Below are 13,003 nucleotides of genomic sequence, written 5' to 3'. Positions count from 1 at the left end.
CAATACTTTTGGTCCGCGGCTACGAATACCGGGTGTGAAGAAGCTCAAGAGAATCCCCTTGTCCGTCCTGGCCGCAGCGCTCGCCGGGCTGGTTTCGGCCGGAGTGCTGCTGGGAGTCGCCCAGCTGGCCGGCGTCTGGTTCCGTCCGGCCGCTTCGCCGCTGGTCGCTCTCGGCGCCGCGTTCATCGATTTCACACCGGCCTGGCTGAAGAATTTCGCCGTCGAAACCTTCGGCACGGCGGATAAGACTGTCCTGTTCATCGCGATGGGTGTGGTCACGGCGGTACTGGCCTGCCTGGTCGGACTGCTCGCCCGGCGCCGCTGGACGTGGGGTGCCGCGGCGGTGGTGCTGCTGGGCGCAGTGGTCGGTGCCGCCGTAATCACCCGGGCGGGCGCCGGTGTCCTGGATCTAATCCCGACGGCGGCAGGAACCCTGGCCGGACTCGTTTCGCTGCGGCTGCTGGAGCGCCGCATTCCGAAGGCAAGAGAAACAGGGGCGGCAACTGCCGAATCTGGTCCGGACGTTACGGCCGGTCAGGTTGTTCCGGACGAAGGGTCGGCGCAGGTCGGCCCCGCGGCCTCCGGCCCGCCCACTAGACGTTCCTTCTTTGCCGCAGCAGGTCTGCTCGCCGTGACCGCGGCCGTCATGGGGGCCGGCGGCACCGCGCTCGCCGGCCTGCGCAACAGCGTGGAGGATTTCCGTAAGGCACTCCGGCTGCCCTCGCCTTTCCGCAAGGCAGAACCACTGCCGGCGGGTGTCCATCCACCGGTCGACGGGGTGGTCCCTTTCGTCACGCCCAACGCGGACTTCTACCGGATCGATACGGCGCTGGCCGTGCCCCGGGTTGATCCACAGACCTGGCAGCTTCGCGTGCACGGCATGGTGGAGGAGGAGTTCACCATGTCATTCCAGGAGCTGCTGGATTCCGAACTGCTGGAGTCCTATGTGACGCTGACCTGCGTCTCCAACCCCGTGGGTGGCGACCTGGCCGGCAACGCCAAGTGGCTCGGCTATCCGCTGGCGAAGGTATTGGAACGCGCACGTCCGCTTCCCGGCGCGGACATGGTGCTCTCCACCAGTGTCGATGGGTTCAGCGCCTCGACTCCGCTGGAGGTGCTGCGGGACGGCCGTGATGCGCTGCTCGCGGTCGGCATGAACGGCGAACCGCTGCCGCTGGACCACGGTTTCCCCGTGCGGATGGTGGTGCCCGGGCTCTACGGTTTCGTTTCGGCTACCAAGTGGGTGGTGGATCTGGAGGTTACAAGGTTCCAGGATAAGACCGCCTACTGGACCGACCGTGGCTGGTCGGAGCGCGCCCCCATCAAAACGGCGTCGCGGATCGAATCCCCGCGGCCGTTCGCGCGTGTGCCGGCAGGAAAGGTCGCGGTCGGCGGCACCGCGTGGGCGCAGCAGCGCGGTATCAAACGGGTGGAAGTCCAGGTGGACGACGGGCCCTGGCAGGAAACCGAGCTGGCCGCCGAAGCCACGGTGGATACCTGGCGCCAATGGTCGTTCAGCTGGCAGGCCGAGCCCGGGCAGCATTATCTGCGCGTCCGGTCCTACGACGCGATGGACGGACTGCAGACCGATGAGCGGGCGGACCCGATTCCGAACGGCGCCTCGGGCTGGCATTCCATCAGCGTCACCGTGGAACCCTGACCGGTCCCAAGTTTTTCCGATTTCATCCAATCCATCCCGGCACCGGTTCCGAATACATCATGACAGCCCGGAAGCGTTGCTTCCGGAACAGGAGGCGGCAGCAGCCGCGCCACCCTCAAGGAGAAAAGCCATGTTGAAGAACAGCAGCAGGAACTTTGCAGCACTCGGAATGATCGCAGTGGCGACCCTCGGCCTGTCCGCCTGCGGCGGCGCGTCCGAAGAGTCGGACAATGCCGGCGCGGCCCCCGAATCCACCACCGGATCCGATTCGACCACAACGGAGTCCATGGCCCCGGAGTCGGGCGAAGCCATGGATCCGGCCGCCAACCTCGTCGGCCCGGCCTGCGCCGACTACGCAGCCGCGGTGCCGGACGGCGCAGGCTCCGTGGCCGGCATGGCGCAGGACCCGGTCGCCGTCGCCGCCTCCAACAACCCGATGCTGACCCAGCTGACCGCAGCCGTCTCCGGCGAGCTGAACCCCAAGGTCGATCTGGTGGACACGCTCAACAGCGGCGAATTCACTGTCTTCGCACCGGTGGATGAGGCCTTCGGCGCCATCCCCGCCGAGACCCTGGAAACCCTGAAGACCGATGACGCCACGCTGAGTACCATCCTGACCTACCACGTGGTGGAGGGACAGCTGAGCCCGGACGAGATCGTCGGTGAGCACACCACCGTACAGGGCGAGTCCCTCGAGGTCAGCGGCAGCGGCGACGAGCTGATGGTCAACGACGCCAACGTTGTCTGCGGCGGCGTCCAGACCGCCAACGCCACGGTCTACATGATCGATTCGGTCCTGATGCCGCCGGCTAAGTAGCCGGAAAAACTCCGCTAGGGGAGCGGAAAGGGGAGAACGACGGCGGCAGCCCGCCTGCCGCCGTCGTTCATCGTAAAAAATGCAGGGCCGACACAGGAACGAGGGAGGTGCGGAGTGTCCGACGGGCGTGAGAACCTTGAATCCATGCGATTGCCATGGCTGCGGCCCGTGGGGCCGGACGCCCCGCCGACACAGGAGGAGCTCATCCGGCGCGTGGCGCTGGGGGACGAATCCGCGTTCGAATCGCTCTACGATTCGGTGTCGCCCACCATCTTCGGGCTGGTGCGCAGAGTGGTCAGGGATCCGGCCCAAAGCGAGGAAGTCACGCAGGAAATCTTCGTCGAAATCTGGCAGAACGCGGCCCGGTTCGACGCGGACCGCGGCAAGGCCCTCTCCTGGATCCTGGTGATCGCCCACCGGCGGGCCGTGGACCGGGTGCGGGCCAGCCAGGCCAGCATGGACCGGGACCTGCGCCAGGGGGCCAAGGAATACCAAGCCAGTTACGACGACGTCGCGGATACAGTTGAACTGCGGCTGGAGTCCGAACGCGTGAACAAGGCGCTCGCCAGCCTGACGGACAGCCAGCGCGAGGCGATCACGCTGGCCTACTACGGCGGCCATACCCACCGGGAGGTTGCCACTATGCTGCACATTCCGGTGGGAACGGTAAAGACGCGGATCCGCGATGGCATGATCCGCCTTAGGGACAAGTTGGGAGTGGCGTGATGGACGAGCAGTTGCATCTGTTGACCGGCGCCTACGCCCTCAACGCCTTGGACGATGACGAACGCGACGCTTTTGAGCGGCATGCCCTGGGCGCCGTGGATACCCGCGAGGAAGTCCGCGGATTGAGCGAAACCGCCGCCATGCTGGCCTACGGCACGCCCGCCGTCGCCCCGCCGCCTGAGCTCAAATCCAAGGTCATGGCCTCCATCCGCAACACCCGCCAGCTGCCCGTTGACGCAGTGGTCGCGGACCTCGACACGAAACGGTTCGAGAGCGGAGCGGGCCGGACCGGCCGCAGGGCCAGGGTCGGCGGCAATGGCCGCGGTTCGGACGGTGCCAGGGCCAGAAGTACGACGGCGGTGCGCTGGCTCAGTGCCGCGGCCGGAGTTCTGCTGGTCACCACCGCAGCACTGGGCGGCTGGGCCGTGGGCGTCTCCAATGACCAGGAACGGACCGAGCAGCGCCTCCAGGCGCTGGCCGAGCAGCAGAGCCAGGTGATGTCGGTCCTGACGGCGCCTGACGCCAAGATGATTCCGGGCCGGATGCCGGACGGCGCCGCCGTGACCATCGCCTTGTCCGCGCAGGCTGACAAGGGCGCAGTCATCACGCACGACCTCCCTCAGCTGGAGCAGGACCGGACTTACGAGCTCTGGCTGATCTCGGACGAGGGCGCCCAGCCCGCCGGCCTGATCCAGGCGGACGCCGCGGGGCAGACCAGCATGAGGCTGCTGGAAGGCGTCTCCGATGCCACCCATCTGGGTATCACGGTGGAACCTGCCGGCGGATCGCCGCAACCCACCACGGACCCGATCATGCTGCAGGAACTGTAGGTGGGTCCAGCTTGGCTGCCAGCCTTTAACGAAGCGGGCGGCCACCTCAAAGGTGACCGCCCGCCGTCGTGAGTCGGACTGAGTAGGAGCTTAGTAGGCGCGGACCCGCTGCTCGACCACGAGGTGGATGAGTGCGAAGGTCTTCTGCTCGTCGATTGCCTTCAGGGCCGCTTCGAGTGCGGCGGGCACATCGGCGTCGTTCTCTACCTTGATGCCGAAACCACCGAAGGCCTGGGCCATCAGCGCGAACTCCGGGTTCTTCAGCTGCGTGCCGGAGATCCGCTGGGGGTAGTGCCGCTCCTGGTGCGTGCGGATGGTGCCGTACTCCTGGTTGTCCATCACGATGACCAGCGGAGTGGCGCCGTACTGTGCGGCCGTGGCCAGCTCCTGGCCGTTCATCAGGAACTCGCCGTCGCCGGCAATGGTCACCACACGGCGTCCGGGGTGCGCCAGCGACGCAGCAATAGCGGACGGGATCGAGTAGCCCATGGAACCGTTGCGGGCGCTGAGCATCGAGGCGTACTGCTGGGTGGGGAAGTAGCGGTGCGCCCAGTTGGTGTGCTCGCCGGCGCCCAGCGTGACCATGGCGTCTTCGGGCAGGCCGCGGACCATGTTGGCCATCAGGGTGTCCATGCGGGCCTGGCCGGCCGTGGGCTCGGCTGGCGGCAGTGCTGCGAACTTCTCCTGCTCGGCGCGCATGCGCTCGGTCCAGGTCTTCCATTCCGGCTTGACCGGCAGGTCCATCATGACCAGGTCGCGGACAAAGACATCCGGCTTCGCCACGATCTGGTGCGAAACCGCGCCGGAACGGCCGCGCAGCGACGGGTCGATGGTGACGAGGAAGTTCTTCTTCGACCAGTCCTGCCGGACCAGGAAACCGTCGGTGATGACGTCGCCGGGCACGGTGCCGACGAAGATCAGCAGGTCCGTTTCCTCCAGCAGGTCGTACGTCGGCTTGGGCCGGCCATAGCCGATCGGGCCAACGTAGGACGGCGAATCGAACGGGACAATGCCTTCGCAGCGCCACTCGGCGGCAGCGGCAATATGGTGGTCCTCCAGCCAGTTGGACAGCGCCGTTGCGCCTTCCTGGGTCCAGTCATTGCCGCCGACAACAAACAGCGGCTTCTCGGCATCCTTGAGCGCGGACTTCAGCGCCTTCCAGTCCGTGACGGTCATGCCGCCCTGGGCCACGGGGATTTCCGGGTGCAGCGTCGGCTCGATCTGCTCGCGGATGATGTCTTCCGGCAGACCAACGACGACGGGGCCCGGGCGTCCGTTCATCGCGGCGAACATGGCTTCGGCGACGATTTCGGACGCGCGCTCGGCATGGTCCAGCACCATGACGCGCTTGGCGCCGGTGTCGAACCAGGACTTGATGTCGAACTCCTGGAAGGCCTCGCGGTCCCGGTGCTCGAAGGGAATCAGCCCGACAAAGAGGACCATCGGGGTGGAGTCCTGCCACGCGGTGTGCAGGCCGACGTGCGCGTTGGCCGCTCCCGGGCCGCGGGTGACCATGGCGATGCCGGGGACCTGGTTCATCTTGCCGTCGGCCTCGGCCATGTAGGCGGCGCCGCCTTCGTGGCGGCAGACCACGGTTTCGATGTCGGACTCATGCAGGCCGTCGAGGACATCCAGGAAGCTCTCGCCGGGAACCACGTAGGTGCGCTTTACCCCGTGCGCCACCAGCGTGTCCACAATGACGTGCCCGGCTGACTTCAGCAGCGGCTGCTGCTCCTTGGCGTCGGCTGGTTCCACGGTCAACTGCGTCATGGGTGTCCTCTTTCATCTTTGAATGAACAGTTTGGTCGATTCGTCAATGTGCGGTCGCATGGATTTTGCACATTGCAATTGAGCAAAAGTTACATCACTTAGCGGGTAGGACGTCAGCGGGCAGGACACAGTGGGGTAATGAATGTGAATCGCGGCACTTTGGGTTGTTTTCGCTGATTGCCGCGCTCCGGTGGGCTGGAGAGGTGGGACGCCAAGCACCAACTGTAAGCTGGACGAATGCTTCGACGCCCTGCTGGCCTGTCCCTGGTTCCGCCCGGCCCGATCCCGCTGCACGCCGATTGTGGCGGGGGCAGGACACATTGCGGCCCTGCCGGGAGGGAGTAGCCGCGTGCACGAGCTGACAGTGCTGGAGCAGCAGATCGTCACGGCACTTCAAATCGACCCGCGTGCGTCCTGGCGGAAAATCTCCTCGGTCCTCAGGGAACCCGAGCGGACCGTCGCCCGCCGGGGGAGCGAACTGCTCGAATCCGGTGTCGTCGGCGTGCTCGGGATCCGGTTGCGGCCGACACCGGTACTGGTTGAAATGCGCTGCGCCCCGGGGACTGCGCGGGTCGCAGTCCAGGCGTTGGCTCAACGAGCGGATACTTCCTTTGTCTATATGGTCACCGGTACTGCGGACTGCCTGGCCGAGATCCTGACCGACAGGGACCGGCTGCATTCGGCGCTGGCCGATGAGCTGCCAGGAATTGCCGGACTCCAGCATGTCAACACCTATCCGATATTGCGCTACTTCAAGACTCTGCGGGCCTGGCAGCCCGGACCGCTCACGGCTGACCAACGTGCCGCATTGCAGCCCGTCCCGCTCAAGGACCCGGCAGTGTTCGGCGAATACCCGGAGATGACTAAGGTCGACGAGCAGATTGCCACGGTGCTGTGCGAGGACGGCCGGGCGTCCTTTGAAGCCATTGCCCGGCGGGTGGGAGTCTCCGAGGCAACGGCACGACGGCGCACCGAATGGCTGCTGGAAACGAACACCGTGCACCTGCGCGCCCTGGTCGAACCGGCAACGCTGGGACTGCCGGTCGAGGCATTGTTATGGATCAAAACCAGCCCCGCCCAGCTCGAAACCCTCGGGCAGCGCTTGGCCGCGCTGCCGGAGACACGGTATGTGGCAGCGATTACCGGGGACTACCAGATCCTTGCGGACGTCACCGTGGCGAACAACCAGGCGCTGTACGACTTCACCAGCAGCGGTGCCTGGACCTCCGACGTTGCCCAGATAAGCACGTCGCTGCTGCTGCATGCGCGCAAGCGCGGCGGCCGCCTCACACCAGGGAAATAGCCAAACTGCGATCCCGGTGACGCTATCAGCCGCCGCTGCCTTCGGTGATAGTGCCTCATGACGGATTAGGGCAGAGTTTTGGCAGATTCCGTCAGCTATTGATCTGGATAGGCCGAAAGCCGCATTGTTGTTCCAACAAGAAACAGTTTGAGACACACATCACATCTTGAGGAACCATGTCACCCACAACCTCCAGCACTGTCTCCGCCGCCGGCGAATCCACTGACATTCTGGCCATAGCCAACATGCCAGTGCTGTGGATCTGCGCAGCCGGCGTCTTCGCCGTGATCCTTATCCAGTCCGTCATCTACATGAAGGCCGCCCGCAAAGCCGCCCCGGCGGCGGAGATCACCGGCCCGGAGCTGAAGACCGCCTTTCGGTCCGGCGCGATTGCCGCCATCGGCCCGTCCCTCGCCGTCGTCATGGTGGCCATTGCGCTGCTGGCGGTCTTTGGTACACCTGCTGTGCTGGTCCGGATCGGCCTGATCGGCTCGGCTGCCTACGAGACCGGCGCGGCAAGCATCGCAGCCGGCAGCGCCGGGGCCGAACTCGGCGGACCCACTTACACGCAGAACGTCTTCGCCATCGCCTTCTTTGCCATGAGCATGGGCGGCGCCATGTGGATGCTTGCCACTCTGATCCTGACTCCGTTGATGAAACGCGGCGGCACCAAGCTGGCCAAAGTCAACCCGGCGGCCATGTCGATTGTCCCCGGCGCAGCCCTGCTCGGTGCGTTCATAGCCTTGGGTATCGCCGAGGTACCCAAGTCCATGATCCACGTCTACGCACTGCTCACCTCCGCCGCCGTGATGGGCCTGTGCGCGGCAATCGGCCGTAGCCGCAAGCGCGCTTGGCTGCGCGAATGGGGCCTGGGTTTCGCCATCGTCGCCGGTCTGGTGGTGGCCTACATGGCCCACACAGCCGGAACCCCCGTCGCTTGATCCGCCGCCCTACCGGAACGCTCTTAAGGAACGCATAATGTCTGCATCCAGCATCTCTACCCCCATCACAGCGTCCGAGGCCGAGTCGGAGCTTGCCGAATTCGACCGCACTACCTCCCGTTGGGGACGCCTGACCATGATTGCGGGCCTCATCCTCTCGGTGGCCGGGCCGCTGTATCTGGTCTTCTTCGGCGGCCTGGACATCAGTGCGGCGCAGCTGTGGACCGCCTTTGCGGCCGTGGCCGCTGTGTTCGCCGTCATCTGGATCGTCGAGCCGGTCACCTATTTCCCGATCCTGGGGCCTGCCGCCATGTACCAGGCCTTCATGATCGGCAATATCTCCAGCAAGCTGCTTCCCTCGGCCCTGATCGCGCAGACCCGGATCGGTGCCAAGCCCGGCACCCGCCGGGGTGATTTCGCCGCCGTCGCCGCTATCTGCGGTGCCGCGGCAATCCACCTGGTCTCGCTGACCCTGTTCGTGGGCATCCTTGGCACCTGGCTGATCAGCATCATCCCGGTCGAGGTCATCGACGTTGCCCGGCTCTACATCCTTCCGTCGGTGTTGGGTGCGGTCGTGGTCCAGGCGATCCTCACCATCAAGCAATTGCGGATCACCATCATCGCCGTGGCCGTCGCGCTGTTGGTCCAGTTCGTCCTGTTGCCGCTGGTCCCGGCCATCGCCTTCTTGACGACAGGTATTGCCGTGATCGGAACCATTATCGTTTCCTGGCTGGCACGGGACCGTAAGCCCGTTGCCGCCGTCGAGAATTAAACTTTTAGAGCTACAGGAGAAATGATGACCAACACCCTCGACGCCGTGGAACAGACCGCCGGGCTTGCCCTCACGCAACAGCAGCAGGCGGAACTGCACGAACTCTACCGGCACCTGCACGCCCACCCGGAACTGTCCATGCAGGAGCACCGGACGGCGGAATTCATCGAGCAGCGCCTGGACGGGCTGGACATCGAAAACTTCCGCTGCGGCGGTACCGGCGTGGTGGGCGTACTGCGCAACGGCGAAGGCCCCGTGGTCGGCTTCCGCGCCGATACCGATGGCCTGCCGATCGAGGAAGATACGGGTCTGGATTACGCCAGCACGGACACCGGTATCCTGCCGGACGGCGCCGAGGTCCCGGTGATGCACGGCTGCGGCCACGACACCCACACGGCGGTGCTGCTGACTGTGGCCCGCATGTTCGCGGAGTCCCGAGGAGCCTGGGCCGGAACCTTGGTCCTGATCTTCCAGCCCGGTGAGGAGACCGCCGCCGGCGCGGCCGCCATGGTGGCCGACGGGCTGTGGGAGCGCGCCCCGAAACCGGAAATCGTCTACGGCCAGCACGTCATGCCCGGGCTTGCCGGTACCGTCTCGCTCTCGGTCGGCAGCGCCATGGCCATGGCAGACTCGCTGAAGGTCACCGTGCACGGCCGCCAGTCCCACGGCTCGCAGCCGCAGGATTCCATCGATCCGGTCGTCCTGGGTGCCCACATGGTGGTCCGGCTACAGACGATCGTCTCGCGCGAGCTGGATCCCAGGCAGGCTGCCGTGGTCACCGTCGGCACTTTCCACGGCGGTCTGAAAGAGAACATCATCCCCGCGGCCGCGGAGTTCACCCTGAACATTCGCACTTTCGATGACGGTGTCCGTGCCCGGGTGCTCGCCGCGGTACGGCGCATCGTCTCAGCCGAGGCCGCCGCCTCCGGAGCGCCCGAGCCGGAGATCGAGGAGCTGTACACCTTCCCGGCCTGCTACAACGAGCCCGCCGAGGCCGAAGGCTTGGCCGAGGTACTGCGGGGCGCGATCGGACAGGAGGCGGTCTCGGTAGTGCCGGCGCTGATGGGCAGCGAGGACTTCGGCCATCTCGCCGCAGCCATCGATGTGCCGGCCGTGTACTGGTTCTTCGGCGGCCACTCCGAGGAAGTAGTCAACGGCGAGGGGCACGTTCCAATGAACCATTCGCCGTTCTTTGCCCCGGTCATGGAGCCCACACTCTCCACGGGCGTCAAGGCCGCTGTGGCAGCTTTGCAGTCGCGGCTGGGCCGCTAATGCCGGATTCTAAATAACGACGACGAGGGGCAGGCTTCTGCGGAAGCCCGCCCCTCCGGCGGCTCCAGGCCATCAGCAGCGCGGTCAGCACGGCGGCAGCCAGATGGAAGTGGAGCATCAGCATGACGTATTCGCCGTGAGGTCCCGCATGCTCGGTCGCGTCTCTGGCCATGGCCGCCAGCTGAGCAGCATCCACTTCTGCGTGGTGGGAGTGGGACACGCCTGCCGAAGAGCCTGCGGACTCGCCTGCCGCTGCCGGCCGTGCGGCAAAGGCCTCGAAGGCCAGATGCAGCACCTGCTGTGCGACGCCGGCGGCAAGGATCAGCGTCCAGGCCGGGGCGTTGACGTTGGACAGCACCGTGGCGGCGAGGGTGGTCAGGGCGGTGATGGCGATGAGGACCGGAAAGCCCGGCATAGTCCCGCCAGAAGCGAGATGGGCGACCAGCGCCAGCACCATCGTCAGCCCCGCCGCCGCCAGGACGGGTACCAGCCGCACCTGGTCGTTCCGCATTTCGGAAGGTCTCGTGGAAGCCCTGGCCATCTATGCCCTCCGTGCCGTTGCTCGTGTTTCGCGTGGAGGTAGTTCGGAGCTACCGGCACAACGGATTGTATTCTCAGCAGGAAAAATCCGTGAACGGGCTACTTCTCACCGAAGCCGGTGCGGGCGTCGCTTGGGATCAGCGGCTTTGCGGCCCGGACTTTCAGCTCCTGCACAGCCCACGTGTTGCCGTCCGGGTCGCTGAACCCGAAGAAGGTCCCGCCGTCGCGTTTGTCGAAAACGGTGATTTCGCTGGCCTCCACACCACGGGAGAGGAGCTCCTCGCGGGCGGCTTTGGCATCGGAAACCACCAACTGGAGGCCGCGCAGGGAACCGGGCTCCATTTCGCTTTGGGCAGGCAGGTTGCCGACGACGATCGAGCAGCCCGACCCCCGCGGCGTCAGTTGGGCCACATTCATGTGCTCATTGACGGTGTGGTGGTCCAGGGCAAAGCCGACCTTGTCACGGTAGAACTCAATGGCGCGGTCAATGTCGGCGACCGGCAACAGCACTACTTCCAGCGTCCAATCCATGGCGTATCTCCTTGTTGGCGAGTACTTCCTCGAGCCGATCGTAACCTTCGGAGATCCCCCTTTCCATGCCATCGGTCAGATAGCGGTCGCGCGAAGCCAGATCGGGGAAGACGGAGCGCCCGGTCAAGCGGGACCGTCCGCCGGGCAGATCCTCGAACGTTGTGTATTCCAAGGTCACGACGTCGGGATAACCTTCGTACTCGAAAGTATTCAGGATGAACTCGTTGTCGCGGAGACTGTGGAAGATGCCGCGGAAGGCGTGTTCAATGCCGTCGCCGCGGTGCTGGACGAAGCGGAAAGATCCGCCGCTGCGGTAGTCGTGCTCCTCGATCCGGGTGGTCAGGCCGCGCGGGCCGATCCACTGCCGGTACAGCTCCGGATCGGCATGGGCACAGAAGACCTCGGCCGCCGGGTAATCGAATTCGCGCTCGTACTCGCTGTAGGGCAGGCCTTCCGGATTGTTGAGCTTCAGTACGTTAGCCATCATGTACTCCCAGCATCTGGTGAGGTGCCCGCTCAAGGCGGGCACCGCCGTCGTACTTTGTTTGTGTAGGTGGAATCCGCGGTGGAGCTATGCGGTCCGCGCGCCGGTGAGCAGTTCGTCCAGCCGCTCGTAGCCCTCGGTCATGCCGCCTTCCATGCCGGATTGGGCCATGCCATCGCGGGCCTCCTGGCTCGGGTAGACGGAGTGGCCGATGAGCTTGCAGCGGCCGCCGCCGAGGTCCTCGAAGGTCATGAACTCAATACTGACGACGTCCGGGTAGCCGCCGAACTCGAAGGTCTGGACGGCGAACTCGTTCTCGCGGACCGTGTGGAAGACGCCGGAGAAGGAGTAGGCGACGCCGTCCGGGCCGGTGTGCAGGTAGCTGTAGCTGCCGCCGGTGCGGAAATCGTAGTGGTCGATGTCCATTTTCAGGCCGCGCGGGCCGAGCCACTGCTTGATCAACTCGGGGTCCTTGTGGGCGCGGAAGACGTCCGCTACGGGGAAGTCGAATTCGCGCTCGTAATCGATGAACGGCACGCCTTCGGGGACGGAAAGTTTCAGTGCGTTGCTCATGATGGTTCCTTGGTGATGTTGGTTTTTGCCTGGGATTGGAGCACGGCGTCGAGGCTGCGGAACTGCCCTTCGCGGACCAGCCGGTACTGGTCGATCCACGCGGTGAGCGCTTCCAGCCGTGCGGGATTCAGATGGACGGGCCTGCGTTGGGCATCGCGGGTGCGCGTGACCAGTTGCGCCTGCTCGAGGACCTGGATGTGCTTCGAAACCGCCTGCTTGGTGATTTCGAAGGGTTCCGCCAGTTCGTTGACGGTAGCCGGACCGCGGCTGAGCCGGGCGATGATGCGGCGGCGGGCCGGGTCGGCGAGGGCCAGAAAGGCCTTGTCGAGTAGGCTGTCGTCGCTGCGGTCCATGGCGTAATCAACTTCTTTGTTTATCAACCTGTTGGTTGTAAACAACCTACGCCCGCGTTGGGGGCCGGTCAAGAGGTTCGGGGCGTGTAATTTACCTGAGGCATGGTGATAGACAGCCTGCTTATTACCTGTCTACTGTTGCAAGCAGCAGGTGCACGATTTGTTCTTGCAAGGAGGCATGGCGATGTCCAGTTCCAATCCGGATCCGGCCGAAGATCACATCACGGGGCTTGAACCCGGGGGCGGCGTCCCGCCCGGGGAAACACCGCCGGCAGAGGCGCAGACAAACCTGACCCAAGGGCACGCAGAAGGCGGGCCGAAGAGATGGGTGCCGTGGCTTTGGCTCGGCATTATTGGCCTATCGGCCCTCATGATGGCCCTGCTGTTTTTGGTCTATGCGGGCGTGCTGGCCTTCTCCTAACAGGTGAACC

Annotated in this window: 15 protein-coding genes; 9 read left to right on the top strand and 6 right to left on the bottom strand. The window is 65.2% G+C overall.

What is annotated here, in order from left to right:
- Positions 1-34 precede the first annotated feature (34 nt).
- From AC5RWO_RS06480 to AC5RWO_RS06465, 4 genes are all read left to right on the top strand, one after another.
- Positions 35-1,660: a molybdopterin-dependent oxidoreductase gene (locus tag AC5RWO_RS06480; RefSeq protein ID WP_498730285.1), complete on the top strand. Its 1,626-nt coding sequence runs from the start codon at positions 35-37 to the stop codon at positions 1,658-1,660.
- A gap of 130 nt (positions 1,661-1,790) precedes the next feature.
- Positions 1,791-2,477 (top strand): fasciclin domain-containing protein, encoded by a 687-nt coding sequence (locus AC5RWO_RS06475; protein ID WP_498730283.1) that lies wholly within the window; start codon positions 1,791-1,793, stop codon positions 2,475-2,477.
- Positions 2,478-2,621: 144 nt separating this feature from the next.
- Positions 2,622-3,203, top strand: a complete 582-nt coding sequence (gene sigK / locus AC5RWO_RS06470) for an ECF RNA polymerase sigma factor SigK (protein WP_074702956.1) — start codon at positions 2,622-2,624, stop codon at positions 3,201-3,203.
- A complete protein-coding gene (locus AC5RWO_RS06465; protein WP_498730281.1) occupies positions 3,203-4,033 on the top strand; it encodes an anti-sigma factor in 831 nt (276 codons plus the stop codon). Before sigK ends, AC5RWO_RS06465 begins: the two co-directional genes overlap by 1 nt.
- A gap of 90 nt (positions 4,034-4,123) precedes the next feature.
- Here AC5RWO_RS06465 and AC5RWO_RS06460 read toward each other — a convergent pair whose 3' ends face one another.
- Positions 4,124-5,803, bottom strand: a complete 1,680-nt coding sequence (locus tag AC5RWO_RS06460) for a thiamine pyrophosphate-dependent enzyme (RefSeq protein WP_498730279.1) — start codon at positions 5,801-5,803, stop codon at positions 4,124-4,126.
- Between the two features lie 349 nt (positions 5,804-6,152).
- Between AC5RWO_RS06460 and AC5RWO_RS06455 the strand changes: the two genes are divergently transcribed.
- The 4 genes from AC5RWO_RS06455 (at position 6,153) to AC5RWO_RS06440 (ending at position 10,091) form a co-directional block, all read left to right on the top strand.
- Complete coding sequence (locus AC5RWO_RS06455) at positions 6,153-7,106, top strand: Lrp/AsnC family transcriptional regulator (protein WP_498730277.1); 954 nt, start codon at positions 6,153-6,155, stop codon at positions 7,104-7,106.
- 176 nt (positions 7,107-7,282) lie between these two features.
- Positions 7,283-8,047 (top strand): DUF5058 family protein, encoded by a 765-nt coding sequence (locus tag AC5RWO_RS06450; RefSeq protein ID WP_498730275.1) that lies wholly within the window; start codon positions 7,283-7,285, stop codon positions 8,045-8,047.
- A 37-nt stretch (positions 8,048-8,084) separates the two neighbouring features.
- Positions 8,085-8,819, top strand: coding sequence for a hypothetical protein (locus AC5RWO_RS06445; RefSeq protein ID WP_498730274.1), 735 nt, complete (start codon positions 8,085-8,087; stop codon positions 8,817-8,819).
- 24 nt (positions 8,820-8,843) lie between these two features.
- A complete protein-coding gene (locus tag AC5RWO_RS06440) occupies positions 8,844-10,091 on the top strand; it encodes an amidohydrolase (RefSeq protein ID WP_498730901.1) in 1,248 nt (415 codons plus the stop codon).
- Here AC5RWO_RS06440 and AC5RWO_RS06435 read toward each other — a convergent pair.
- From AC5RWO_RS06435 to AC5RWO_RS06415, 5 genes are all read right to left on the bottom strand, one after another.
- The gene (locus AC5RWO_RS06435; RefSeq protein ID WP_498730272.1) at positions 10,048-10,602 is read right to left on the bottom strand and encodes a hypothetical protein; all 555 of its coding nucleotides are present in this window, start codon (positions 10,600-10,602) and stop codon (positions 10,048-10,050) included. The two genes, AC5RWO_RS06440 and AC5RWO_RS06435, sit on opposite strands and share 44 nt — an antisense overlap.
- A 128-nt stretch (positions 10,603-10,730) precedes the next feature.
- A complete protein-coding gene (locus tag AC5RWO_RS06430; protein WP_498730270.1) occupies positions 10,731-11,162 on the bottom strand; it encodes a VOC family protein in 432 nt (143 codons plus the stop codon).
- On the bottom strand, positions 11,116-11,646 hold the full coding sequence (locus AC5RWO_RS06425) for an SRPBCC family protein (protein WP_498730269.1): 531 nt from the start codon (positions 11,644-11,646) through the stop codon (positions 11,116-11,118). The genes AC5RWO_RS06430 and AC5RWO_RS06425 overlap by 47 nt, the downstream gene beginning before the upstream one ends.
- Positions 11,647-11,733: 87 nt before the next feature.
- Positions 11,734-12,219, bottom strand: a complete 486-nt coding sequence (locus AC5RWO_RS06420) for an SRPBCC family protein (protein ID WP_498730268.1) — start codon at positions 12,217-12,219, stop codon at positions 11,734-11,736.
- Positions 12,216-12,572 (bottom strand): ArsR/SmtB family transcription factor, encoded by a 357-nt coding sequence (locus AC5RWO_RS06415; RefSeq protein WP_208575898.1) that lies wholly within the window; start codon positions 12,570-12,572, stop codon positions 12,216-12,218. The genes AC5RWO_RS06420 and AC5RWO_RS06415 overlap by 4 nt, the downstream gene beginning before the upstream one ends.
- A 184-nt stretch (positions 12,573-12,756) precedes the next feature.
- Here AC5RWO_RS06415 and AC5RWO_RS06410 point away from each other — a divergent pair, with 184 nt between their 5' ends.
- Complete coding sequence (locus tag AC5RWO_RS06410) at positions 12,757-12,993, top strand: DUF6480 family protein (protein ID WP_498730899.1); 237 nt, start codon at positions 12,757-12,759, stop codon at positions 12,991-12,993.
- Positions 12,994-13,003: the final 10 nt, after the last annotated feature.

It is taken from the genome of Arthrobacter sp. B055-34, assembly GCF_059090425.1.
This window is presented reverse-complemented; position numbering and strand designations above follow the sequence as displayed.